This window comes from Pseudomonas sp. HMSC066A08 (genome assembly GCF_001813025.1).
Classification (GTDB): Bacteria; Pseudomonadota; Gammaproteobacteria; order Pseudomonadales; family Pseudomonadaceae; genus Pseudomonas; species Pseudomonas aeruginosa.
The window spans coordinates 26436-48490 of sequence record NZ_KV811323.1 but is presented as its reverse complement, the minus strand read 5'-3'; the positions used below and the strand labels follow the sequence as shown (position 1 = coordinate 48490).

Below are 22055 nucleotides of genomic sequence, written 5' to 3'. Positions count from 1 at the left end.
CACCCCGTGATGCACTGCAGAGGTTTGCGATGTCCCGAGTGATCCGTTTTCATCAGTTTGGCCCGCCAGAGGTCCTCACATGCGAAGAGCTGCCGACCCCGGCGCCGGCCGCAGGGGAAGTCCTGGTGCGTGTCCAGGCGATCGGCGTGAGCTGGAAGGATGTGCTCTGGCGTCAGAACCTGGCCCCGGAGCAGGCTGCGCTACCGTCCGGCCTCGGCTTCGAGCTGGCCGGCGAGGTGCTGGCGGTCGGCGCCGGCGTCGGCGACCTGCCGCTGGGTTCCCGGGTGGCCAGTTTCCCCGCCCATACCCCCGATCATTATCCGGCCTATGGCGACGTGGTACTGATGCCACGCGCGGCCCTGGCGGTCTACCCCGAGGTGCTCACCCCGGTGGAGGCCAGCGTCTACTACACCGGCCTGCTGGTTGCCTATTTCGGCCTGGTCGACCTGGCCGGGTTGAAGGCAGGGCAGACCGTGCTGATCACCGAGGCGGCGCGCATGTACGGGCCGGTTTCGATCCAGTTGGCCAAGGCTCTCGGCGCGCGGGTGATTGTTTCCACCAAGTCCGCCGACGAGCGCGAGTTCCTCCGCGAGCAGGGCGCCGACAAGGTGGTGGTGACCGACGAGCAGGACCTGGTCCTGGAAGTCGAGCGCTTCACCGAGGGCAAGGGCGTCAATGTCATTCTCGACGAATTGGGCGGCCCGCAGATGACCCTGCTCGGCGATGTCTCCGCCACCCGCGGCAAGCTGGTGCTGTATGGCTGCAACGGTGGCAACGAGTCGGCGTTCCCGGCCTGCGCGGCGTTCAAGAAGCACCTGCAATTCTACCGACACTGCCTGATGGACTTCACCGGCCATCCGGAGATGGGCCTGGAGCGCAACGACGAGTCGGTGACCAAGGCCCTGGCGCACATCGAGCAACTGACCCGCGACCGCCTGCTCAAGCCGGTGATCGACCGGGTCTTCGAGTTCGACCAGGTGATCGAGGCGCACCGCTACATGGAAACCTGTCCGAAGCGTGGTCGCGTGGTGATCCACGTCGCCGACTGAGACCCGCTGGCGATTGATCCGAGCCCGGCCATGTGCCGGGCTTTTTTCGTCAGGCGGCGTCCGCCTGGGTGAGCGCCGGTGTCCTGGGTTCGCGCGGCGTGCCGACCGGCATGGTTTGCTTGGGGCGGCGGACGCGCGCGCTTGAGGAGATCACCTTCCAATTTTCCTATAGGTGACTAGGAATTTTCCTGTTCATGGTACCTGACGGCTCCTGCTCGGGCGTTTAGCGGTTAAATAGCGGCTCTCGAGCGCAATGACGTATGTCTCGAGAAAACCACCAGTCAGGAGGCAAGATGAAATCGTATACATGCATGAGCCGGGCCGAACTCGATGCCGCCTACAACAATACCGCCGCCGTGCCGGACTTTCCCGGCGTCCTCGCGGATTTCCAGGCGCGCAGTTCGAGACTGTACGCTTCCCGGCCCGTTCGCCGGGATCTTCCCTATGGCGAAAGTCCGCGTCAGCGCTTCGACTGGTTTCCCTGTGGCGAGCCCGATGCGCCGTGCCTGGTATTCATTCATGGCGGCTATTGGCAGAACTGCAGCAAAGAGGACTTCGCGTTCATTGCCGAAGGACCGCTGAACGACGGCTTCAACGTCGTGCTGGCGGAGTACACCCTGGCGCCGCAGGCTTCGATGACCCAGATCGTGGCGGAAATCGGATGCCTCCTCGAGCATCTCGCCGCCGATCCCGAGCAACTGGGCGTCGCCGGCCGTCCGCTGATCCTCAGTGGCCACTCGGCGGGTGGGCATCTGACCCTGATGTACCGCGACCACCCGCTGGTGACAGCGGCCCTGGCCATCAGTTCGCTGGTGGACCTGGAGCCGATCAGCCTGTCATGGCTGAATGACAAGCTGCGTCTTTCCCCGCAGGAGATCGAGGCTTTCAGCCCCTTGCGCCGCCTTGGCAAGGGTGTTCCGACGGTGCTGGCGGTGGGCGCCGACGAGCTGCCGGAGCTTGTCCGCCACACCGATGAGTATGCCGCGGCGAGCGTCGCGGAAGGCGAGCCGGCGACGCTGCTGCATGTGCCTGGCTGCACGCACTTTTCCGTACTGGACGACCTGGCGAGGGCTGAGGGGCGCCTGCTCCAGGCGTTATCCGCGATTATCCCGCGCTGAAGGCTGCCCGTCAGGATGCCGGTCGCGGCGCATTCACCTCGCCTGGCCATCGTCGACGGTAGCCGCGGACGCTGGCGGGCAACCCGCGTTCAACGCTGGCGCCAGGGCCTCGAGGGTGGTCGGTTTGAACAGGACCTGGTCCGCACCGGCCGCCAGGCAGCGCTGCATGGCCTCAGACTCGGCGCTCGCCGTCAATGCGATGATCTGGCAGCGACGGCGCCCGTGGCGGGTTTCCTCTTCACGGACCTGCTTCATCAGTTCGAAGCCATTCATCCGTGGCATCATCACGTCCGTGATCAAGGTATCGAACTCGTTGTCGCGCCAGCGCTCCAGGGCTTCCCTGCCATCTTCGGCGGTCGTCACCCGGTGCCCCAGGCTCTCGAGCTGCATGCTCAGGGTGAGGCGATTGAAAGGATGATCCTCCGCAACCAGGACGGAGAGGTGGCACGTTTCCCGCAGCGTCGCCATTGCCATATCGGGGGTCGCGCCTGCCTGCTCCTCGGGAGGAGGGCAGAGGGGCAGGTCCAGGCTGACGGAGAAGCGCGAACCCTCGCCGGGTACGCTGCTCAGCGATATCTGGCCGCCAATCAGATGCACCAGTCTTCGGCTTATGTTCAGGCCCAGCCCGCTGCCTCCCGTATGTTCGGAGGAAGACGGTCCCACCTGGGTGAATGGCTTGAACAGTTTCTTCTGGTCGGCGGGCGAGATGCCGATGCCGGTATCGATCACGTCCAGGTTCAGAAACAGGCGCTCGCCCTGTCGGCGGGCCGAGGCATCCACTCGCACGCCGCCATGCTCGGTGAACTTGATCGCATTGCTCAGCAGGTTGAACAGGACTTGCTTGAAATGCAGAGGGTCCATCAGCACCCACTGGTCGATGTCGCCATCCAGCTTCAGCTCCAGCGTGAGCTTCTTCTGTGTCGCCAGTCCCGCCACCAACGGGACGATACCCTCTATCAGGTCTTTCAGGACGACCGGCTCCGGCGATGAATCTATCTTTCCGGATTCGATGCGGGAAAGGTCCAGTACATTGCCGAGCAGAAGCAGCAGCGACTGTGCCGCTTCCTGCGCCACCGACAGCGATCCGGGGTCTGCCACGCCGCGCCTGGCCTTGAGCAGGGCGATTTGCTGCAGACCGATGATCGCGTTCAGTGGTGTCCGGATCTCGTGGCTCATCGTCGAGAGGAACACGCTTTTCGCCTGGTTCGCCGTCGCGGCCTGCTCCTCCGCCTGGCGTGTCTTGCGTATCTGGCGCATGAGATAGAACGCCCAGATCAGCGAGATGCCGACCAGTACCACGAGGAGGCCGCCGAACTGCAGGATCCGTGTCCGGTAGTCTCTCCAGAAATTGGCTTCTCCTCTGGCGAAGCGCGGCTCCCAGCCTTGCACGATCTTCGCCACGTCTTCCGGGGCGATGGCCAGTTGGGCCTTTTCCAGGATGCTTTTGAGCTCCGGCTGATTCTTGACCAGCCCGATACCGATCGCGACCGGGAGATCCTCGAGGATCCCGGAGACCTTGACGCGATTGGAGAAATACTGGGCAGAGAGATAGCGCCCCGTATAGTCGCTGCTGATGTAGGCGTCGCTCTGGCCGAGGTCGACGCTGCGCATGGCTTCCACGAAGTTGGGGTAGAGACGGAGCCGGATATCAGGGTAGTCCCGCCGAATCAGCTCGGCGAGGAAGTAGCCTTTCCCGGTGGCCAGGACCTTCCCGTTCAGATCGCTCAGCCTGCGCATGACCGTGCCCTTGTTCCCTCCGCTCATCAAGACGATGGAGCTGCGCAGGTAGGGCGGCAGCACATCGAAACCGAGGTCGAACTGGTCCACCGGCGGTACGGCGGGGCTCAGGAGCGCCTGGCCCGAGCGCAGCAGTTTCCAGGCGTCGACCGAGTTCTCGGCACCTATGTAGGTGAAGTGCAAACCGCTTCGTTCACTGATCAGTTCCAGATAGTCGCGGCCAATGCCGCTCAGCTCCTGGTCGGGGCCTAGTTGGCCGAGCGCACCGAGGGAATGGTTGACCACCACCGGCACCTGTGGGTGGGCGTCGAGCCAGCGTTGCTCCGCAGGCGTCAGTGTGACATGGGGTTCGCTGAAGTGCAGGCGATGGCCGGCGCTCCAGCTGTTGAGCATCTCTTCGCCGTAGCGCGCGGCGATGGGCGGAAGTGCACGGTCGATGATGGCCTTCAGTTCCACACTGTCGGGCCGCAGCAGGAAGCGGAAGCCGGAACTGTCGATGGGCGCGAATTTCTCGATCCGCAGGTTCAGCAGGTAATGGGTGTGGATCAGATAGTGCGACGAGACGGCGTCGCCGATCACCGCATCGAGATCGCCCAGCGTCAAGGCTTCCAGGGCGCGTTGGGGTGAGTCGAACAGGTGGAGGCTGCTATTGGGGTAGGCATCCAGGATCTTCTGCTCGGGGAGATAGCCGCTGACCACGCCGAGGACCGTGCCGGGTTTCTGCGCATCGAATGCCTTGCCATCGGAGGTTACCAGCACGGGGCTGTCGGGCAGGTAGGACTCGCTGGCCAGCAATCCATTTTCCCGTGCCTCGCTCTCGCTGCCTGTCCCGAGCAGATCGATTTCGCCGCGCTTCAAGGCGGACAAGGCCGCCAGCCGGGAACCGAAGACATGGACCTGCGGCGCTTCCCTGAAGATCAGCGCCAGGTAATCGGCCGTGATTCCCTGGAAACGATTGGCATAGGAAATGGACAGGGGCGGGTAGTCGAGCGCTGCGATACCCACCCTGAGGGGTGGCCTTCGTTCCAGCAAACGTCCGTCGGCATCCCTCAGCCAGGGGCGCGCGTTGGTCGCCATGCGGCCTGCAAGCGAGACGACTTCGGCATGGGCGCAGGGGGTGACCAAGAGCAGCATGAACAATGAAAAGCTGGCAGCCGTGATCAGCCAGGCTGGTTTTGGCATCTAGAAGGTCCTTGGAGAAGGTGGGCGCATCGCATGGGGGCGCCATGATGCCTGTCGGTCGTCGTTATCGGTATAGCAAGGGCCAACTATTCGCTCCACTTGTCGGGCCGGTATTCCTACGTCTAATTCTGATCGATTTGCCAGATGTGTGCCCGAAAATAGGGGGGCGCTGCCATTCAGGCCATGAGCGGCATGAATGGCGAGGCGTAGTCTCTTGAATCTTCTCTTGTAGGTCGGCTACATGGTCAGTGGCCGGATATCTTGTTCCTCTTACGCCGCTCTCTCCGATAATAATTAGAACGAGCCTGTTCATGATCAAAACCAGTCTGTTCGTACCCCTTGCCCTCGGCCTTGTGTCTTTGTCTTGCGCTCAAGCGATGGCAGCCCCCAGGCCTTACTCCAATTTCATAGTCTTCGGCGACAGTCTCAGCGCCTCCGGACAGGTTGCGGACCCTGGTGGTCCCGCGGGGTCGTCGTACCGTGCAACCAATCGCACGGGGCCAACCTATCTGGATGGCAGCGGAGAGGAGTATGCCGCCGTCGCTCCGCAGCTGCTGGGCGCAAGACTTGGATTCTCGGCCGACCAGCTCGCCGGTTCGACTTCGGCGGCACGTGCTGCCGAAGGGTTGCCTGACGGCAACAATTGGGCGGTGGGTGGTTATCGGACCGACCAGATACTCGACTCGATTACCTCCGTCTCCTCCGTCGGAGGCCGTAGCCGCCCCGGCTATCTGGTAGGCAATGACTTTCGCGCCGATCCGAATGCCCTGTACTACCTGACGGGTGGCGCCAACGATTTCTATCAGGGTGGCGCGACCAGCCTCGAGCAGGCCGATGCTGCGGCTGGCCGCCTGGTGGACAGCGTACGCGCCCTGCAGCAGGCCGGCGCACGTTACATCATGGTCTGGATGCTGCCGGATCTGGGCTTGACCCCGTTGCTCAATGGCACCTCCCTGCAGCCGTTCATCTCTCAGCTCAGCAGTCGATTCAACGATGAATTGCTTCGGCAGTTGAGGACTGTCGATGCCGAAGTCATTCCCCTCAACGTTCCCGCTCTGCTGAAGGAAGGCTTCGCCAATCCGGCTCAGTTCGGCCTGGCCACCGACCAGAATCTGATGACGACCTGCTTCAGCGGCAAAGGCTGCACTGAAAACGCCCGGTATGGTATTCACAGCGCCACTCCAGATCCGACCAAGCTGATCTACAACGATATGGTTCACCCAACCGAAGCCGGGCAACGGTTGATCGCCGACTACGCTCATTCCCTGCTGGCGGCTCCCTGGGAAATAACCCTGTTGCCGGAAATGGCTCATGGTTCCCTGCTTGCGCATCAGAACGAGTTGCGTAACCAGTGGCAGGCTGACTGGGGAAACTGGCAGGCGCTTGGGCAATGGCGGGCCATCGTCGCCGCAAGCGGCCAACATCAGGATTACGATAGCCAGCGCAGCGGGAGCAGCGCCGACGGCAATGACTTCAACCTGAATCTGGGGGGCAGCTATCGGCTCTCGGAGTCCTGGCGGGTCGGGGTATTGACTGGCGCCGGCCGGCAGAAACTCGAGGCTGGCGACAACGACTCGAACTACAAGCTCAATACCTACCTGGGCTCTGTCTTCGCCCAGTACCAGCAAGATCGTTGGTGGGCTGATGCGGCGGCCACAGGCGGACGTCTGGATTACGAGAGTCTCGAACGTAGATTCAGTCTGGGCATCGGCGAACGCCGGGAAAAGGGTGACACCAGCGGCGACGTCCTGGCCTTCACTACCCGCCTTGGCTATGACATTGCGCAGTATGCCGGCAGCCCATGGCATCTATCGCCGTTCTTGAGTGCCGACTTCGCGCGAGTCAAGGTGAATGATTACGCCGAGGATGGCAGCGACTCCACCGCGCTGGCTTTTGGAGACCAGAAGCGCATCTCTCGCCGATTGGGCGCCGGCCTGCAGGGTAAATACCGGATTACATGGCAAACTCAAGTGTTCGGCGAGATTGCTCATGAGAAGGAATACAAGGACGATACGCAGCGACTGGGCATGGCCTTGAACAGCGTGCCGGATAACCCCTTCACACTGGAGGGCTACGCCCCGCAGAGCAATCTGAATCGCCTGAACCTTGGCATCAGTCACAAGCTCGCTCAGGAGTTGGTTCTGCGCGCCAATTACAACATTCGTAAAGACGATAGTTTCACCCAGCAGGGCATCGATATCGGAATCAGTATCGATCTCTAGATGTGATCCCTCGGTAGGTTGTTCATCCCGGGCTGCCTGGAAAGCCGGAGGCGCGTAACCCGTTCTTCCAAGAGCCCGGATGAACCGGCCTATCGGTACGCGCTTTCGCACAACCGAGCGTGCCTTGCCGAGGGCGCCAGGCGCTACGGCCAGTGTTCCAAGGCACGCAGGTGACTCGTTCAAAAGTGTTGTGGCCCCTCCGGGCCATTCATTTTTTGAGAAGCCGGATGGCCAGTTTATTTCAAATTATAACTTCAGGGTTTGGGAAATTTCATACATCTCAAGGGGAGGTTTCTTGAGAGATGCGTACTGGCAACATGTAAAATAGAGACTCGATTTCTATTTTTCAATTGGCATTTCCAGATGGGCTTCTTTTCAAGGATGTATGTGTTGGCCGCTTTTCTGAGTTGGGGTTGGGTAGCACCCCTGTCAGCTTTCGCGGACATCTCATTCGATGGAAAGAATCGTTTTGTCATGACGGGGCAGCGACTGAGCGTTACTCTGGTAAACGAAGAGGGGCAGGCCGCCCTGGCCAGAATAGCCCTCGAATGGGGGGATGGCGCTTCCGAACGGGAATTGCCGATGGTGGTTTCGAAGCCCCTGCTCCGGATCTCCCCGAACGCCAGAACTACTGTGGAAATCCTCTATCAGGGACAAGGTCTGCCCCTGGACCGGGAGTCCTACTTTCTGCTCAGCGTGTTGGACGTACCCACGAAGCCGCAAGTAGAGAACGTCATGCAGGTCGCTCTCCAGCACCATTTCAAGCTGTTCTACCGACCAGCGCTCAAGAGTACCCACGAGCAGGCGATGAGCGCGCTGTCCTGGGAGCTCGACTCCGCAGGCGAGCGTCTGCAGGCGGTGAATGCCGCTCCCTACTACCTCACGCTGAGCGACATCCAGGCATATGGAGAGCGTGGACAGGACTGCGGGAAACCGCTGGACCATGTGATGCTCCCGCCATACTCCGCCACCCCCGTTCGGCTTCCGGACTGCAGCGTTATTTCCAAGTTGAATTATGCGGTCGTTAGCGATGCCGGAAACCAGCGGCCCTTCCGCACCACGCTGCGCAGCGGAGCGCGAAGCGGTGCTGTACCAAACTAAGGAAGTCTAAGGTCATGATCAAGTCGATAAGCAGATTGATAGTCATGGGCATGTTGCTGGCCCTTTCCCAGAAGGGTTTTGCTCTAGCCTGCCTCAAGGACGCGCGCAAGATCGATTATCCTCCTTACTTGTCCGGATATGTTACGGATGTGAGCAATATCTCCACGACCGTTGCCGTACCCACTGTCTTGCCAAAGAATACGGTACTTTGGCGGTCACCGGATGAGGCCTTCGAGGTGTCTTGCTGGCAGGATCGACCTTGGGCGGGGCAGTACGTCTATATCTACTTGACGCCTTCTGATCCTGGCAACGCCATGTTGGGTGGAGACCTGGAGCTGGGCGTAAGGATCAATGGGACGGACTACTACTGCGACAACCAGATGGAGGTCTTCGACGGACGCTGCCGGAAGCGCCTGGATTTCTTCTACATTCCCGCATGTGGTGGAAGCGAAAGGACCTGTGCGGAGAATGCTGTAACTAAATCTCTGACCGTTGGTTTCTTCGTCTCCAAGAAGAGCGGCCCGAAGCCCGGGAGGGAGGGTAGCCTGACCGGAGTGAGCGGGCCCTACGGTGCTTTCCAGTTCGATGGAGTCGGGGGGATGAACGTTGTTCAAGGATACAACTTCCGCATGAACGTAACCGGTCTGGACAAGCTGCGCTATGTCGCCTGCTCGTCGACCTTGAGTATTTCACCCAAGACCGTGAACTTTGGCGCCGTCGCTTCCGAGGCGGCGGAGATGGGCAAGACAATTGTCGAAAGGCCCTTCAGCATTACCGCCAACAAGACCTGCAACAGTGTCTACGGTCTCAATGCCCGTCTCTCCGCCGTCAATGCCTCGGTGAGCAATGCGGACACCCTCGTGCCGAATGACAATCCTTCGGTGGGCATCCGCCTGCTGGACCAGCAAGACAGCCAACGCCCCCTGGTGTTCGACCGGGAGTTCGTGCTGGTGGCGCCGTCTCCTGATCAAGTTGTGGTCAAGAACTTTCTTGCCCAATTACGCTGGCTGACGAGCCAGCCCACGCTTGGGAAGTTCAATGCCGCAGCCACTGTCGATGTTTATTATAAGTAAGACAGTAAAATGACTGTTGATATCGGACTTCTCTGACTTTTCGCTCCTGTTCTTTCATGCCAGCCTAGATAGCAAGGGATCATGACTACGAGATGGCATGGAAGAAATCGAAGATCCCTTTTATCCAAGGAATTTACTGGCTGTTTTTCAAAGGTGTGATTATGCAGGCTATCGATAAGCGTGAATTGGAGCGGGTTGCGGGTGGCGGGCTCACTATCGGCGGTGTCCAGGCGAAACCCGGTATGGATTTCAACGGTATCATCAGCCAGAACGGTGGGGGCGTGGGCATCGGTATCGGCGGTTCGGCAGGCAAAAACGGCAAGGGCGGCAACGGTATCGGCATCAATATCAGGAACCGATCTTTCAACTGATCCACGTCCGTATTCTTCAAGTATCCGGCCCGCCTCTGCTTTTGCAGAGGCGGGCTTTTTTTATCAGGGCTGTCCGAGGCAGGTGCGTCCTGGCGGCCAGGCCGCTGCGAACTCAAATCCACAGGTCGTTGGCGGCTGTGCGTTCGCCGCCCTGGTCGCCGGTGTTGCGCACGCCGCAGGGCTCCACCAGGAGCATGCGCACCTCGCCCTCGGCGAACGGCTTGTGCTCCACGCCGCGCCGCACCACATACATCTCGCCGGGGCCCAGGTGCACTGCGCCGTCGCGAAAATCGATGCGCAGGCGACCGGCGAGGACGATGAAGGTCTCGTCGGTGTCGGCGTGGCTATGCCAGACGAAGTCGCCTTCGATCTTCACCAGCTTGAACTGGTAGTCGTTCATCTGGGCGATCACCCTGGGTTGCCAGCGGTCGTCGAACAGGGCGAGCTTGGCGGCGAAGTTGATCGCTTGTGTTGTGCTGGTGGACATCGGTGCGCTCCGGTGGTTGGTCTCTGGCGCCAGGGTAGGCGGCTACGGAGCGGGCGGTCTTGGATGATCGTGCAACCTGGCTAGGCGCGGCCGAGCATACGCAGCCAGCGTGCCGGCGGCAGGCCGTAGCTCTGGCCGAAATGGCGGGTCATGTGGCTCTGGTCGGCGAAACCGGCGGCAAGCGCGGCTTCGGCCAGCGTCTGGCCGCCGAGCATCAGCCGGCGGGCGATGTCCAGCCGGCGCTGGATCAGGTAGCGGTAGGGGCTGGTGCCGAACAGCGCGCGGAAATCGCGCGACAGGCTCCAGCGTTCGCGCTGGGCGACCTGCGCCAGTTCGTCGAGGCTCAGCGGGCGCTCCAGGTGCGCGTGAATGTACTGCCGGGCGCGCTCGGCGGCGACGAAGTCGAAGTGGCGCCTGCCGCGCGCCCGGTTGCCGGCCACGGCGTCGAGGGCGTGGGCCAGTTCGAACAGGGCGTCCTGTTCTTCCAGCGGCTCCAGCGGGGTATCCATGGCCTGTAGCAGGGCTCGGCTGGCAGCTATCAGGCGCGGGTCGTCGGACAAGCCCCCGCGCACGAACGGCAGCGGCCGGCCGCCGAGGGCCTGCTGGATCAGCGCCGGCTCGACGTAGAGCATCCGGTAGCGGAACCCTTCCTGGCTGCCGGCCTCGCCATCGTGCAGCTCGTCGGGATGCAGCACCAGGCAGCCGCCCGGCAGGCTGTGGCGCTGGCTGCGGCGATAACGGAAGCTCTGCACCCCGGCCAGGGTCTGGCCAATGGCATAGGTGTCGTGGCGATGCGGATCGTAGCCGTGGCCGGCGAAGTAAGCCTCGATGCGTTCCACCGCACCGTGTTGCGGGGCGCGTCGAACCCAGTCGCGGGGCGTATTGGCGTGGCTCATGGGGAAAGGCTCGTGGCGCGGAAGGTTCAGGCTAGCGCTTCGTTGGCGCGACTGGAATAGCCGGACGGCGTCTCGCCGAATACTGCGCGGAAGGCACTGGCGAAGCTGCTCGGGCTTTCGTAGCCGAGCGACCAGGCGACCTCGCCGACCGCCTGGCCCGCTGCCAGCCGTTCGACGGCCGCATGCAGTCGCGCCAGTTGTCGCCATTGCGCGAAGCTCATGCCGGTCTCGGCGCCGAACAGCCGGCTCAGGCTACGGCTGCTGAGGCCCGCCCAGCGCGCCCATTCGGCCGCCGGCCGCGGATCGCCGGGGTTGGCCAGCAATGCCTCGGCGATCCTGCGCAGGCGCGAATCCCCAGGATAGGGCAGACGGGTCCGCTGGGGCACGGCGTGGCGCAGTTCGTCCAGCAGCACGCGCAGCAGGTTATCGCGTTCGGTGCTCCAGGCGGAGCCCGCCGGCCAGCGGGTGGCGCGTTCGACGATCAGCGCCACGAAAGCCGAGCAGGCGAGCACGCCGGGGTGCCGGGGCAGGTCGCGGCAATGTTCGGTGGCGAGGTAGGCGCTCCAGCCCGCCAGGCTGCCGTGGGAGTGCGCCGAGTGTGGGTGACCCGGTGGGATCCAGGCGATCTGGCGCGGTGGCAGGGCCTGGCGGCCATGCTCGTCCTCGACCACCAGAAGGCCGCGCTCCAGGCAGTAGAGCTGGCCGCAGGCATGGCGGTGGGAGGCCGTGCGGCTGGCTGCGCGGTCTATGCGCAGAGCGAAGAGCGGGAGGGGCAGGGGTTCCGGAAGCATTTGGCGGAAAAGCGACGATGATTGGCTCGGGATGGATAATAGGCCATTCGACTGCGGATGTAGCCTGGCGGCTCATCATTCTTGCCTGGAGCACGCCATGAAAGCCGAAGACATCCTTCCCGACCGACAGGACCGCATCCGCCTGGGCGGCGTGGAGATACGCAAGGGCAGCGTCGGTGCGTTCATCGCCAACGCCCGGCTGCTGCTTGAGGAAAAACTGCCCGCGGCGCAACGGCGGCAGGCTGAAGAAGACCTGCGCGCCCTGCTGCCGGCGATCCGGGCACTGGGGCTGCTGGAACTCTTCGAACTGCGCGACGCGCGACTGCGGACGCTGGTGGCGGATTGGGAAAACGCCGCTGGCCGCTCCTGAGAGCGGCACACGGGCATTGGAGGTATCAGTCGTCGATGCAGCTTTCGATCAGGCGTTGCAGGGCTTCGCGCTCACTGACCGGCGTGCGCATCGGCATGTGCGCGAGGCTGCCGTCGCGGCGCTCGATGATGTACTCGGTCTCGAAGTGCAGGGTGCAATCCTCGAGGCTCACATAGGTGACGCCATAGGTCGGGGCCTTGCGGGAGCGGGCTGAGAGCATGGATGCCTCCTTGGGCTCATTTCTTCTCGCTGGTCGGCGCGGGCGCGCTGGCCTGAACCGGGCGAGTAGGGGTCACTGCATTGCTGTAGAACGCGGAAGCGGCGAAGTAGCTGGCGAGGGCGCTGAAGCTGGACATGATCGGTTCTCCTGAGGAAGGGTGGGCGTCTGCCCTTGGAGAGCATGTTTGCCCAGCGGGAGAACCGGCAGAAGTAAAAAGCCTGCATGGTGTATATCGAGCGCGGTGATGGATCAAGCGACCCCCTCCAGCCTTGCGACTGTTCGCCGGTGTTACCATATGACGTGTTTTTTTCTCAGGAATTCCCATGGCCAAGCGTGGACGCCCCTGCGGCTTCGATCGTGAACAGGCATTGCGCCGGGCGCTCGACGTGTTCTGGGAGGCCGGCTACGAAGGCGCGACCATGACCGCGCTGAAGGAGGCCATGGGCGGTATCTGCGCGCCGAGCATGTATGCCGCCTATGGTTCCAAGGAGGCGCTGTTCCGTTCGGCGGTGGAACTCTACCTGAGCCAGGAATGCCAGCTTTCCAAGGGTGCCTTCGCCCTGCCGACGGCGCGCGAATCAATCGCCGCGCTGCTGGAAAGCGCCGCCGTCAGCTACACCACGGAAGGCAAGCCGCGCGGTTGCCTGGTCGACCTCAGCACGACCAATTTCTCGCCGGCCAACAAAGGCGTCGAAGACTACCTGCGCGATCACCGGCGTCGCGCCGCGCGCCTGCTGCGCGAGCGTTTCGCACGAGGCGTGGCCGACGGCGACGTGCCGGCCGGAGCCGATCTCGATGCGCTCACCAGTTTCTACAGCAGCGTGCTCCAGGGCCTGTCGATCCAGGCCCGCGACGGCGCCAGCCGCCAGCAGTTGCTGGCTATCGGCCGCTGCGCGATGGCGGCCTGGGATTCCCTGCTGGCGGTCGAGGCCGCCTGACGCCACAGCGCTCCTTGGCTGGAAAAAGCCCATGGATTCTCCGTGGGCAAAAACTATAACGCGTGATATAGAATTGATCCAAACCCCGGGCGGGGTCCTTCCGCGCGTGTCTCGCGTCCTGGCCATCGCCCGCTGCCGATTGGAGCCTTCATGACAACGCTTGCTGATATCCCCCTGTCCATGCTCGACCTGGTGCCGGTGCGCACCGGCGGCAGCGTGGCCGAAGCCCTGCACAACTCCCTGGACCTGGCGCGCCATGTGGAGCGCCTGGGCTTCAACCGTTTCTGGCTGGCCGAGCACCACAACATGGATGGCATCGCCAGTTCCGCCACCGCGCTGCTGATCGGTCACATCGCCGGCGGTACCTCGCGGATCCGCGTCGGCTCGGGTGGGGTGATGCTGCCGAACCATGCGCCGTTGGTGGTGGCGGAAAACTTCGGCACCCTGGAGACGCTCTATCCGGGCCGCATCGACCTCGGCCTTGGCCGCGCCCCGGGTGCCGACCAGGCGACCATGCGCGCCTTGCGTCGCGACCGCCTGGGCAACGGCGACGACTTCCCCGAGCAGGTCGCCGAGCTGGAAATGCTGCTCGGCCCGCGCCGTTCCCAGCAGAGCCTGCTGGCGGTGCCGGGCGAGGGTACCAAGGTGCCGATCTGGCTACTCGGTTCGAGCCTGTTCAGCGCTCACCTGGCGGCGCAGAAAGGCTTGCCCTATGCCTTCGCTTCGCATTTCGCACCGCGTTACCTGCACGAGGCGCTGCGCATCTACCGCAGCAACTTCCAGCCCTCGGCGGTACTCGACAAACCCTACGCGATGATCGGCGTGCCGCTGATCGCCGCACCTACCGACGAAGAGGCCGAGTTCCTCGCCACTACCGCCTTCCAGCGCGTGCTGGCGCTGATCCGTGGCGAGAGCCTGAAGCAGAAGCCGCCGGTGGAAAGCATGGCGCCGTTGTGGCTGCCCCACGAGCAGGATGCGGTCGGCAGCTTCTTCGGCCTGGCGGTGATCGGCGGTCCGGAGAAGGTTCGCGCGCGCCTGGAGATCCTCCTGGAGCAGACCGGCGCCGACGAGCTTATCTTCACCAGTGACTTCTACGAGCACGCCCATCGGTTGCGCTCTTGCGAAATCGTCGCGGGGCTGAAAGGAGCGTGATCCGGGGTCTGTAGGAAAATGATGTAGTCCTGCGTGCGGTAGGGTCTTTCGGCGCTAGGTTTTTTGGTTCTAAACTTAGAACTAAAAACAATAAGCCAGAGAGGAACCCTGCCATGCCGGTTGCACACCGACTGCTGTTTTCATTGACCGCCTTGCTGGCGGCGACGGCCCAGGCCGCCGTCGACGGCCAGAAACTCTACACCCAGGGCGGCGCCAACCCGGCCGCCGCGGCCTGCGTCACCTGCCACGGTGCCGATGGCATGGGTCTGGCCGCCGCCGGCTTTCCGCGCCTGGCGGGTCTTCCCGCCGCCTACCTGAGCAAGCAACTGCACGACCTCAAGCAGGGCGGCAGTCGCGAGCACCCAGTGATGAAGGGCATAGCCGATGCTCTCGGCGACGACGAGATCCAGGCGCTCGCCAATACCCTCGCCGCAATGCCGGCGCCCAAGCCGGTGGCGCTGTCGCGCGTGGCCACCCCGCGCAGCCCCGGCGAGACCCTGGCTGTGCGTGGCGCCTGGGAGCGCAACATTCCCGAGTGCGTGACCTGCCACGGTCCGGCCGGCAGCGGCGTGGGGGAGGCCTTCCCGCCGTTGCAGGGGCAGGGCGAGATGTACCTGAGCAACCAGTTGCGCGCCTGGCAGCTTGGCACTCGCCGCAACGATCCGAACGATCTGATGGGACATATCGCCAAATCCCTCAGCGAAGAGGAGATCCGCAGCGTCAGCCAGTTCTTCGCCACCCTCGGTCAGGCAGGAGGCCAGCCATGAACATGCCGTCGATCCTTTCCCTGGCCGTCGCCGGCCTGCTGGTCGCCCCCGTCCACGCGGCAACGGCCCCCTCGGAGCCGTTCCAGCCGCCGGCTGAAAGCAGCCTCCCGGACAACGCCTTCGGCGAAATGGTCCGCCAGGGCCAGGCGTTATTCGTGGAAACCCGGAAGAACGCGCCGCATCTGGTCGGCAACCAGCTCAACTGCGTCAACTGCCATCTCGACCAGGGCCGCCGGGCCAACTCCGCGCCGCAGTGGGCGGCCTACCCGGTCTATCCGGCGTTCCGCGCCAAGAACAACAAGGTCAATACGTTCGCCGAGCGCCTGCAGGGCTGTTTCCAGTTCAGCATGAACGGCAAGGTGCCGGCAGCCGACAGCCCGGAGATCAAGGCCCTGACCGTCTACGCCTATTGGCTGGCGAGCCAGGCGCCGACCGGGGTCAGCCTGCCCGGACGCGGCTATCCGGACGTGGCCCCGCCGGAAGGCGGCTACAGCATCGAGCGCGGCGCCAAGGTCTATGCCGCGCAGTGCGCGATCTGCCACGGCGCCGACGGCCAGGGCCAGACGGCTCAGGGGCAGACGGTGTTCCCACCGCTGTGGGGCGCGCAGTCGTTCAACTGGGGCGCGGGCATGCACCGCATCAACACCGCGGCCTCCTTCATCAAGTACAACATGCCGCTGGGCAAGCCCGGTACCCTCAGCGACCGCGACGCCTGGGACGTCGCCGCCTTCATGAACAGCCACGAGCGTCCGCAGGACCCGCGCCTGGTGGACGGTTCGGTGGAGAAGACGCGGCAGAAGTTCCATGCCAACGACGGCGTCAACCTATACGGACAGAAGGTCGACGGCGTGCTGCTGGGACAGGGAATCTGACCCTCGTGGCCTGGCGTCCGCAGGATGGAGACCCGGTCCGACGGAAGCAGGTCGGCGCGTGGGTAGGGCGGATAACGCCAACGGCGTTATCCGCCGATGCCTGGGCCTCGGTCCGGCGGATAGCCGCGGGCGGCTATTCGCCCTACGGGAGTCGGTTGGCGGGTGGGCCCGCGCATCACTCGCGCAGCGGCATTTCCAGCGTCACCCGCAGGCCGTCCGCGCGGCTGTCGAAGTCCAGCCGGCATTGGCAGCGTTGCACGATGGCCTGGACGATGGCCAGGCCGAGCCCGCTGCCGCCGCTCTTGCCGTGGCGCCAGAAACGCCGGGTGAGGTGCGGCAGGTCGGCTTCGGCGATGCCCGGACCGTGGTCGCGGACGTGGAAGCGCGCGCAGCCTTGCGCGGTTTCCACCGTCAGCTCCACCCGGGTGCCGGCGGCGGTGTGGCGCAGAGCGTTGTCCAGCAGGTTGCGCAGCGCGGCGATGGCCAGCACCGAGGGGACTTCCAGCGGCGCCTCGGACAAGCCGTCGGCCAGTTTCAGCTCGAACATTCGCTCATCGCCGTGACCGGCGTCGTGCATGGCCACCCGGGCGGCGTCCTCGGCGCTGCACTGCACGCCGTCGTCGAACGACAGGCTGCCTTCCACCCGCGCCAGCAGCAACAACTGGTCCAGCGTCCGGTGCAGACGGTCGGCGCCTTCCTCGGCGTGGGCCAGGGCCTGCTCGGCGGTGGCGCCCTCGGTCATGCGCGCGACCTGCAGGTGGGTCTTGATCGCGGTCAGCGGGCTGCGCAGCTCGTGGGCGGCATCGCCGGTCAGGCGTCGCTCGCGTTCGATGGCCTGGGCGATGCGCTGGAACAGCTGGTTCTGGGTTTCCACCAGCGGCTTCAGTTCGCTCGGCAGGGCCGCCAGCTCCAGTGGCTCCAGCGAGTCGACGCCGCGCCGGGTGAGGGCGTCGCGAATCCGCTTGAGCGGCGCCAGGCCCTGGCCAGCGCCAAGCCAGAGCAGGGCCAGGCTGCCGAGCAAGGCGACCGTCACCGGCACCGCGGCGGCCACCACCACCGAGCGTTGCAGCACGTCGCGCTCTTCCAGGCGGTCGGCGGTGCTGACCCGCAGGTCGCCGGCCTGCACGGTGAAGCTGCGCCACAGCACGCCGTTGATTTCCTGGTCGCGGAAGCCGCTGGCAGTGCTGTCCAGCGCCCGCTCCGGGGTGGCATGGCTCTGCGCCAGGACTTCGCCGCGCAATGAGCTGACCTGGCAGGCCATGCCGTTGGGAATCCCCAGTTGCTCCGCGCTCAGGCGCGTGGTCTGCCCGTCCGCCGGCTGCGGCTGCGGCAACTGCTGGAGCAGGCCGGCAACCATCCGCGCCGAGGCCGCCAGGCGCTGGTCGAAGGAGCGCATCATCTGCCCGCGCAGGTCGCAGAGCATCCAGGCTGCGGCCAGCGACCAGAGCAGGATGAAGGCCGAGCCGAGGATCAGGGTCAGGCGCAGGCGCAGGCTCATGCGTCGTCTCCGTCGCCGCGCGCCGGTCCGAGGCGGTAGCCGAGGCCGCGTACGGTCTGCACGATGGCGTTGCCGAGCTTGCGCCGCAGGTGATGGATGTGGACGTTGAGGGCGTTGCTCTCGACCTCGTCGCCGAAGCCATAGACGCTGTCCTTGAGCTGCTCGCCGCTGAGGATCCGCCCGCGGTTGTTGAGCAATGCCTGCAACAGCGCCTGCTCGCGTCGCGACAGTTCCACGGGGCGACCGTCGAGCCAGGTTTCGCGGGTGCTCGGATCGTAGCTGAGGCGACCGTGTTCGATGACGTTGACGCAACGCCCGGCGGAGCGCCGCTGCAAGGTATGCAGGCGGGCGCCGAGTTCGCGCAGGTCGAAGGGCTTGAGCAGGTAGTCGTCGGCGCCGGCCTGCAGCCCGGCGACCCGGTCGGTCACTGCGTCGCGCGCGGTCAGCACCAGCACCGGCAGGTCGACGCCCTGCTGGCGCAGGCGTTGCAGCAGGCGCAGGCCGTCCTCGTCGGGCAGGCCGAGATCGAGGACCAGCACGTCGAAGCGCGCGACCTGGAGCAGCGCCTGGGTATCGGCGGCGCTGGCCACCCGGTCCACGGTCAGGCCCTGGGCGTTGAGGCCGGCGACGATGCCGCTGGCGATCAGGTCGTCGTCTTCGGTGAGCAGTACATGCATGGCGGTATCGCTGGTTAAAGGGATAGGAGTCTGAAGCGGGCGAATTAAGCCAGGATTATGCCCCGCCCGGCGCGTCGCCGGGGTTTTCCCATGGCCGCGTTAACGGCCTGTTAATCGTCGCTGGCCATGCTGCCGCCGAGTTCATCGTAGAAGGCGTTATCCATGCGTGTGTTGATCCTGCTCCTGATGCTCCTGCTGCCGGGCCTGTCCCAGGCGCAACCGGGCGATGACCTGTTCGCGCCGCGTGGCGCGACGCAGACGGATTTCCTGCCGGTGGAGAAAGCCTTCCGCTTCACCTGGGAGCGCCTCGACGACGGCCAGGTGCAACTGCGCTGGCAGATCGCGCCGGGCTACTACCTGTACCAGAAGCGCCTGCGTTTCGACGGACTCGACCCGGCCTTGCAGCCGCAGTTGCCGCCGGGCGAAAGCCACAGCGACGAGTTCTTCGGCGAGTCGCAGGTCTATCGCCAGAGCCTGGAGCTGACCCTGCCGGCGGCCGCCGCCGGACAACTGCGCCTGGGCTGGCAGGGCTGCGCCGACGCCGGCCTGTGCTATCCGCCGCAGAGCCAGGCGCTCGACCTGGGCGGTACCGGCCCAGGAGCCGCCGGGACGAGCGGCGAAGTCGCCGAGGACCAGGGCCTGGCCGGTAGCCTGCAGGCCGGCAACCTGGCCTGGAGCCTGTTGCTGTTCTTCGGCCTCGGCCTGCTGCTGGCGTTCGCTCCCTGTTCGCTGCCGATGCTGCCGATCCTCGCCGGGCTGGTGGTCGGCAGCGGCGCCGGCCCTCGTCGCGGCCTGCTGCTGGCCGGTAGCTACGTGCTGAGCATGGCGCTGGTCTACGCCGGACTCGGGGTGGTCGCGGCGCTGCTTGGCGGCAACCTGCAGGCCTGGCTGCAACAGCCGTGGCTGCTGGGCAGCTTCGCCGCGCTGTTCGTGTTCCTCGCGCTGCCGATGTTCGGCTTCTTCGAGCTGCAACTGCCGGCGGCCCTGCGCGACCGCCTCGACGGTCTCAGTCGCGGCCGCAAGGGCGGCAGCCTGGCCGGCGCCGCTGCGCTCGGCGCGTTGTCCGGGCTGCTGGTGGGACCGTGCATGACCGCGCCGCTGGCCGGCGCCTTGCTCTATATCGCGCAGACCGGCAATGCCCTGCATGGCGGCCTGGTGCTATTCAGCCTGGGCCTCGGCATCGGCATGCCGCTGTTGCTGCTGGTGACGGTCGGCAGCCGCTTCCTGCCCAAGCCCGGTCCCTGGATGAACCTGGTCAAGGGCGTGTTCGGCTTCCTTTTCCTCGGCACCGCCTGGATACTCCTGCGTCCGCTGCTCGGCGAGGCGCTGTGGATCGGCCTTGGCGGCGCGTTGCTGCTGGTCCTGGCCTACGCCGCGCTGCACACGGCGCGAGGCCTGGCGCGGCACGCGGTGCTGTTCGGCGCGGCGGGCTGCATCTTCGGGCTCTGGGGCGCGGCGATGCTGCTGGGCGCCGCGGCCGGGGCCGACGACCCCTGGCGTCCGCTACAGGTGTATGCGGCGGCGAACCGGGGCGCTACGCCGACGGCCAGCGCGCACGAGGCGTTCCTCACGGTCAGCCAGCCGGCCGAGCTGGACCGTCAGTTGGCTGCGGCCAAGGCCGAGGGACAATGGGTGCTGCTCGACTACTACGCTGACTGGTGCGTGTCCTGCCGGATCATGGAGAAACAGGTGTTCGCCAAGCCCGATGTGCTCGCCACCCTGCAGGGCGTGCGCCTGCTGCGGCTCGACGTGACCGCGGACAACGCCGCCAGTCGCGAGCTGCTGCGCCGCTACCAGGTACCCGGCCCGCCGAGCCTGATCTGGATCGGCCCGGAAGGCGAGGAGCGCCGTGCGCGCCGGTTGACCGGCGAAGTCGACGCCGGCGGCTTCCTCGCCCATTGGCAGGCGACCCGGGAGCGCGGCTGATGCTGAGTTTTTCCCTGGGGCCGCTGGTGGTCTCGCTGCAACACCTGCTGCTGTTCCTCGCCCTCGGCGCCGCGCTGCTCGGCGGTTGGCTGGCGGCGCGCGGCGGCGGGCGCAACGCCGAGCCGGTGCTGTTCAACCTGTTGTTGCTCGGCCTGCTGGTGGCGCGCCTGGCCTTCGTGGTGCGCTACTGGCCGCAGTACCGTGGCGACTTCGCACAGATGCTGGATATCCGCGATGGCGGTTTCCTCGCCTGGCCAGGCCTGCTCGCCGCTGTGCTCGGCGCGCTGTTCTGGGCCTGGCGGCGACCGGCGCTACGTCGCTCGCTGGGTGTCGGCGCCAGCCTCGGCCTGGCGCTCTGGCTGCTTGGCAGCCTGGGCCTGGGCATCTACGAGCGCGGTACGCGCCTGCCCGAACTGAGCCTGCGCAACGCCGCCGGCGAGTCGGTGCAACTGGCCGATTTCCGGGGCCGCCCGCTGGTGATCAACCTCTGGGCCAGCTGGTGCCCGCCGTGTCGGCGCGAGATGCCGGTGCTGCAACAGGCACAGGCGGAGAATCCCGACGTGGTATTCCTCTTCGCCAACCAGGGCGAGAGCGCCGAGACCGTGCGCCATTTCCTCCAGGGCGAGAACCTGCGCCTGGACAACCTGCTGTTCGACAACGGCGGGCAGCTTGGCCAGCAGGTCGGCTCGGTCGCCTTGCCCACCACCGTTTTCTACACCGCCGAGGGCCGCCTGTTGGGCAGCCATCTCGGCGAACTGTCCCGCGGCAGCCTGGCGCGCTACCTCGAAGCCTTCGAGCCGGCCGCTGCCGCCCCCGCAACCAGGAGTTCCGAATGAGACTGCCGCGCAACCTGATCACCCTTGGCCTGGGCCTGACCCTCCTCAACGCCGGCCCGGCCACGGCGGCGGAGGAGCTGCCGGCGCCGATCCGCATGGTCCAGGAGAAGGGCGCCCGCATCCTCGGCAGCTTCGACGCTCCGGATGGCCTGCGCGGCTACGCCGCCGAATACCAGAACCAGGGCATGGCGCTGTACCTGACGCCCGACGGCAAGCACGTGCTCACCGGCCACCTGTTCGACGCCCAGGGCAAGGACCTCAGCCGCGAACCGCTGGAGCGCCTGGTGTATGCGCCGCTGGCCAAGGAAATGTGGCAGAAGATGGAGCAGAGCGCCTGGATCGCCGACGGCCGTGCCGACGCGCCGCGCGTGGTCTACCTGTTCAGCGACCCGAACTGTCCGTACTGCACCATGTTCTGGGAGCAGGCGCGACCCTGGGTGGACGCCGGCAAGGTGCAGTTGCGGCATATCATGGTCGGCATCATCCGCGAGGACAGCGAAGCCAAGTCCGCCGCGTTGCTTGCCAGCAAGGACCCGCAGAAGGCCCTGCACGACCATGAGCAGGCGGGCAAGGCCAGCACCCTGAAGCCGCTGGCGAAGATTCCGGCGGCGGTGCGCAAGCAGCTCGCCGGCAACATGGAGCTGATGGAGTCGATGGGCGCTGCGGCGACCCCGGCGATCTTCTATCTCAATGCCGAGGGGCGCATGCAGCAGCAACAGGGCGCGCCGCAGCCGGACCAGTTGGCGGAGATCCTCGGTCCGCGTTGATCCTC

At 65.1% G+C, this 22055-nt stretch carries 22 protein-coding genes; 14 read left to right on the top strand and 8 right to left on the bottom strand.

The window, feature by feature from the left end; all coding sequences use genetic code 11:
* Window positions 1-29 precede the first annotated feature (29 nt).
* Window positions 30-1049 carry an oxidoreductase MexS gene (gene mexS, locus HMPREF2886_RS19840; RefSeq protein WP_033978236.1) on the top strand — a complete coding sequence of 340 codons (1020 nt, stop codon included), beginning with the start codon at window positions 30-32 and terminating at the stop codon, window positions 1047-1049.
* Window positions 1050-1360: 311 nt separating this feature from the next.
* Window positions 1361-2167, top strand: coding sequence for an alpha/beta hydrolase (locus HMPREF2886_RS19835; protein ID WP_042170187.1), 807 nt, complete (start codon window positions 1361-1363; stop codon window positions 2165-2167).
* Window positions 2168-2200: 33 nt separating this feature from the next.
* Here HMPREF2886_RS19835 and HMPREF2886_RS19830 read toward each other — a convergent pair whose 3' ends face one another.
* Window positions 2201-5086: an ATP-binding protein gene (locus tag HMPREF2886_RS19830; RefSeq protein ID WP_083318583.1), complete on the bottom strand. Its 2886-nt coding sequence runs from the start codon at window positions 5084-5086 to the stop codon at window positions 2201-2203.
* A 311-nt stretch (window positions 5087-5397) separates the two neighbouring features.
* Here HMPREF2886_RS19830 and estP point away from each other — a divergent pair, with 311 nt between their 5' ends.
* The 4 genes from estP (at window position 5398) to HMPREF2886_RS34340 (ending at window position 9853) form a co-directional block, all read left to right on the top strand.
* On the top strand, window positions 5398-7308 hold the full coding sequence (gene estP / locus HMPREF2886_RS19825) for an esterase EstP (RefSeq protein WP_070748153.1): 1911 nt from the start codon (window positions 5398-5400) through the stop codon (window positions 7306-7308).
* Between the two features lie 381 nt (window positions 7309-7689).
* Entirely contained in the window at window positions 7690-8409 is a 720-nt protein-coding gene (locus HMPREF2886_RS19820; protein ID WP_070748280.1) for a fimbrial biogenesis chaperone, read from the top strand.
* A 14-nt stretch (window positions 8410-8423) separates the two neighbouring features.
* Window positions 8424-9482, top strand: coding sequence for a fimbrial protein (locus HMPREF2886_RS19815; protein ID WP_312845000.1), 1059 nt, complete (start codon window positions 8424-8426; stop codon window positions 9480-9482).
* A 92-nt stretch (window positions 9483-9574) separates the two neighbouring features.
* Window positions 9575-9853: a hypothetical protein gene (locus HMPREF2886_RS34340; protein WP_033978243.1), complete on the top strand. Its 279-nt coding sequence runs from the start codon at window positions 9575-9577 to the stop codon at window positions 9851-9853.
* Window positions 9854-9965: 112 nt separating this feature from the next.
* Here the strand turns inward: HMPREF2886_RS34340 and HMPREF2886_RS19810 are convergent, their stop codons facing one another.
* The 3 genes from HMPREF2886_RS19810 to HMPREF2886_RS19800 all read right to left on the bottom strand — a co-directional run bounded on the left by HMPREF2886_RS19810 (window position 9966) and on the right by HMPREF2886_RS19800 (window position 12027).
* Window positions 9966-10340, bottom strand: coding sequence for a cupin domain-containing protein (locus tag HMPREF2886_RS19810; protein ID WP_039026582.1), 375 nt, complete (start codon window positions 10338-10340; stop codon window positions 9966-9968).
* Window positions 10341-10420: 80 nt separating this feature from the next.
* Window positions 10421-11236, bottom strand: a complete 816-nt coding sequence (locus HMPREF2886_RS19805; protein ID WP_019485210.1) for an AraC family transcriptional regulator — start codon at window positions 11234-11236, stop codon at window positions 10421-10423.
* A 26-nt stretch (window positions 11237-11262) separates the two neighbouring features.
* Complete coding sequence (locus HMPREF2886_RS19800; RefSeq protein ID WP_042170182.1) at window positions 11263-12027, bottom strand: AraC family transcriptional regulator; 765 nt, start codon at window positions 12025-12027, stop codon at window positions 11263-11265.
* Between the two features lie 97 nt (window positions 12028-12124).
* On the opposite strand from HMPREF2886_RS19800, the gene HMPREF2886_RS19795 reads away from it, so the two are divergent.
* Entirely contained in the window at window positions 12125-12397 is a 273-nt protein-coding gene (locus tag HMPREF2886_RS19795; RefSeq protein ID WP_033978249.1) for a hypothetical protein, read from the top strand.
* 25 nt (window positions 12398-12422) lie between these two features.
* Here HMPREF2886_RS19795 and ptrC read toward each other — a convergent pair whose 3' ends face one another.
* Together ptrC and HMPREF2886_RS35205 are read right to left on the bottom strand one after the other, a co-directional pair.
* Entirely contained in the window at window positions 12423-12617 is a 195-nt protein-coding gene (gene ptrC, locus HMPREF2886_RS19790) for a type III secretion system co-regulatory protein PtrC (RefSeq protein ID WP_003089814.1), read from the bottom strand.
* A 16-nt stretch (window positions 12618-12633) separates the two neighbouring features.
* Window positions 12634-12753, bottom strand: coding sequence for a PA2485 family small membrane protein (locus HMPREF2886_RS35205; protein WP_003089810.1), 120 nt, complete (start codon window positions 12751-12753; stop codon window positions 12634-12636).
* A gap of 187 nt (window positions 12754-12940) precedes the next feature.
* Here HMPREF2886_RS35205 and HMPREF2886_RS19785 point away from each other — a divergent pair, with 187 nt between their 5' ends.
* The 4 genes from HMPREF2886_RS19785 (at window position 12941) to HMPREF2886_RS19770 (ending at window position 16346) form a co-directional block, all read left to right on the top strand.
* On the top strand, window positions 12941-13555 hold the full coding sequence (locus HMPREF2886_RS19785; RefSeq protein WP_031639309.1) for a TetR/AcrR family transcriptional regulator: 615 nt from the start codon (window positions 12941-12943) through the stop codon (window positions 13553-13555).
* 150 nt (window positions 13556-13705) lie between these two features.
* Window positions 13706-14707: an LLM class flavin-dependent oxidoreductase gene (locus tag HMPREF2886_RS19780; protein WP_039026580.1), complete on the top strand. Its 1002-nt coding sequence runs from the start codon at window positions 13706-13708 to the stop codon at window positions 14705-14707.
* Window positions 14708-14820: 113 nt separating this feature from the next.
* Complete coding sequence (locus HMPREF2886_RS19775; RefSeq protein ID WP_003103563.1) at window positions 14821-15474, top strand: c-type cytochrome; 654 nt, start codon at window positions 14821-14823, stop codon at window positions 15472-15474.
* Window positions 15471-16346: a c-type cytochrome gene (locus HMPREF2886_RS19770; protein WP_079992259.1), complete on the top strand. Its 876-nt coding sequence runs from the start codon at window positions 15471-15473 to the stop codon at window positions 16344-16346. The genes HMPREF2886_RS19775 and HMPREF2886_RS19770 overlap by 4 nt, the downstream gene beginning before the upstream one ends.
* Window positions 16347-16521: 175 nt before the next feature.
* Here the strand turns inward: HMPREF2886_RS19770 and HMPREF2886_RS19765 are convergent, their stop codons facing one another.
* On the bottom strand, window positions 16522-17844 hold the full coding sequence (locus HMPREF2886_RS19765) for an ATP-binding protein (RefSeq protein ID WP_042170177.1): 1323 nt from the start codon (window positions 17842-17844) through the stop codon (window positions 16522-16524).
* Window positions 17841-18521 carry a response regulator gene (locus HMPREF2886_RS19760; RefSeq protein ID WP_003103570.1) on the bottom strand — a complete coding sequence of 227 codons (681 nt, stop codon included), beginning with the start codon at window positions 18519-18521 and terminating at the stop codon, window positions 17841-17843. Before HMPREF2886_RS19760 ends, HMPREF2886_RS19765 begins: the two co-directional genes overlap by 4 nt.
* Window positions 18522-18683: 162 nt before the next feature.
* Here HMPREF2886_RS19760 and dsbD point away from each other — a divergent pair, with 162 nt between their 5' ends.
* Genes dsbD through dsbG form a run of 3 tightly spaced genes read left to right on the top strand, consistent with a single transcriptional unit; the run spans window position 18684 to window position 22050 of the window.
* Window positions 18684-20447 (top strand): protein-disulfide reductase DsbD, encoded by a 1764-nt coding sequence (gene dsbD, locus HMPREF2886_RS19755; protein ID WP_070748151.1) that lies wholly within the window; start codon window positions 18684-18686, stop codon window positions 20445-20447.
* Window positions 20447-21283, top strand: a complete 837-nt coding sequence (locus tag HMPREF2886_RS19750) for a TlpA family protein disulfide reductase (protein ID WP_033978259.1) — start codon at window positions 20447-20449, stop codon at window positions 21281-21283. Before dsbD ends, HMPREF2886_RS19750 begins: the two co-directional genes overlap by 1 nt.
* Window positions 21280-22050 carry a thiol:disulfide interchange protein DsbG gene (gene dsbG / locus HMPREF2886_RS19745; protein ID WP_033978260.1) on the top strand — a complete coding sequence of 257 codons (771 nt, stop codon included), beginning with the start codon at window positions 21280-21282 and terminating at the stop codon, window positions 22048-22050. Before HMPREF2886_RS19750 ends, dsbG begins: the two co-directional genes overlap by 4 nt.
* The last annotated feature ends 5 nt before the right edge of the window (window positions 22051-22055 follow it).

What these genes read in the sequence shown, in the direction of transcription:
- HMPREF2886_RS35205 (WP_003089810.1), bottom strand. Translation starts at nt 12,753, where the DNA reads ATGTCCAGCTTCAGCGCCCTCGCCAGCTACTTCGCCGCTTCCGCGTTC.
- HMPREF2886_RS34340 (WP_033978243.1), top strand. Translation starts at nt 9,575, where the DNA reads ATGGCATGGAAGAAATCGAAGATCCCTTTTATCCAAGGAATTTACTGG.
- mexS (WP_033978236.1), top strand. Translation starts at nt 30, where the DNA reads ATGTCCCGAGTGATCCGTTTTCATCAGTTTGGCCCGCCAGAGGTCCTC.
- HMPREF2886_RS19800 (WP_042170182.1), bottom strand. Translation starts at nt 12,027, where the DNA reads ATGCTTCCGGAACCCCTGCCCCTCCCGCTCTTCGCTCTGCGCATAGAC.
- HMPREF2886_RS19830 (WP_083318583.1), bottom strand. Translation starts at nt 5,086, where the DNA reads ATGCCAAAACCAGCCTGGCTGATCACGGCTGCCAGCTTTTCATTGTTC.
- dsbG (WP_033978260.1), top strand. Translation starts at nt 21,280, where the DNA reads ATGAGACTGCCGCGCAACCTGATCACCCTTGGCCTGGGCCTGACCCTC.
- ptrC (WP_003089814.1), bottom strand. Translation starts at nt 12,617, where the DNA reads ATGCTCTCAGCCCGCTCCCGCAAGGCCCCGACCTATGGCGTCACCTAT.
- HMPREF2886_RS19810 (WP_039026582.1), bottom strand. Translation starts at nt 10,340, where the DNA reads ATGTCCACCAGCACAACACAAGCGATCAACTTCGCCGCCAAGCTCGCC.
- HMPREF2886_RS19820 (WP_070748280.1), top strand. Translation starts at nt 7,690, where the DNA reads ATGTATGTGTTGGCCGCTTTTCTGAGTTGGGGTTGGGTAGCACCCCTG.
- HMPREF2886_RS19805 (WP_019485210.1), bottom strand. Translation starts at nt 11,236, where the DNA reads ATGAGCCACGCCAATACGCCCCGCGACTGGGTTCGACGCGCCCCGCAA.
- HMPREF2886_RS19750 (WP_033978259.1), top strand. Translation starts at nt 20,447, where the DNA reads ATGCTGAGTTTTTCCCTGGGGCCGCTGGTGGTCTCGCTGCAACACCTG.
- HMPREF2886_RS19770 (WP_079992259.1), top strand. Translation starts at nt 15,471, where the DNA reads ATGAACATGCCGTCGATCCTTTCCCTGGCCGTCGCCGGCCTGCTGGTC.
- dsbD (WP_070748151.1), top strand. Translation starts at nt 18,684, where the DNA reads ATGCGTGTGTTGATCCTGCTCCTGATGCTCCTGCTGCCGGGCCTGTCC.
- HMPREF2886_RS19785 (WP_031639309.1), top strand. Translation starts at nt 12,941, where the DNA reads ATGGCCAAGCGTGGACGCCCCTGCGGCTTCGATCGTGAACAGGCATTG.
- HMPREF2886_RS19775 (WP_003103563.1), top strand. Translation starts at nt 14,821, where the DNA reads ATGCCGGTTGCACACCGACTGCTGTTTTCATTGACCGCCTTGCTGGCG.
- HMPREF2886_RS19835 (WP_042170187.1), top strand. Translation starts at nt 1,361, where the DNA reads ATGAGCCGGGCCGAACTCGATGCCGCCTACAACAATACCGCCGCCGTG.
- HMPREF2886_RS19760 (WP_003103570.1), bottom strand. Translation starts at nt 18,521, where the DNA reads ATGCATGTACTGCTCACCGAAGACGACGACCTGATCGCCAGCGGCATC.
- HMPREF2886_RS19765 (WP_042170177.1), bottom strand. Translation starts at nt 17,844, where the DNA reads ATGAGCCTGCGCCTGCGCCTGACCCTGATCCTCGGCTCGGCCTTCATC.
- HMPREF2886_RS19815 (WP_312845000.1), top strand. Translation starts at nt 8,424, where the DNA reads ATGATCAAGTCGATAAGCAGATTGATAGTCATGGGCATGTTGCTGGCC.
- HMPREF2886_RS19780 (WP_039026580.1), top strand. Translation starts at nt 13,706, where the DNA reads ATGACAACGCTTGCTGATATCCCCCTGTCCATGCTCGACCTGGTGCCG.
- HMPREF2886_RS19795 (WP_033978249.1), top strand. Translation starts at nt 12,125, where the DNA reads ATGAAAGCCGAAGACATCCTTCCCGACCGACAGGACCGCATCCGCCTG.
- estP (WP_070748153.1), top strand. Translation starts at nt 5,398, where the DNA reads ATGATCAAAACCAGTCTGTTCGTACCCCTTGCCCTCGGCCTTGTGTCT.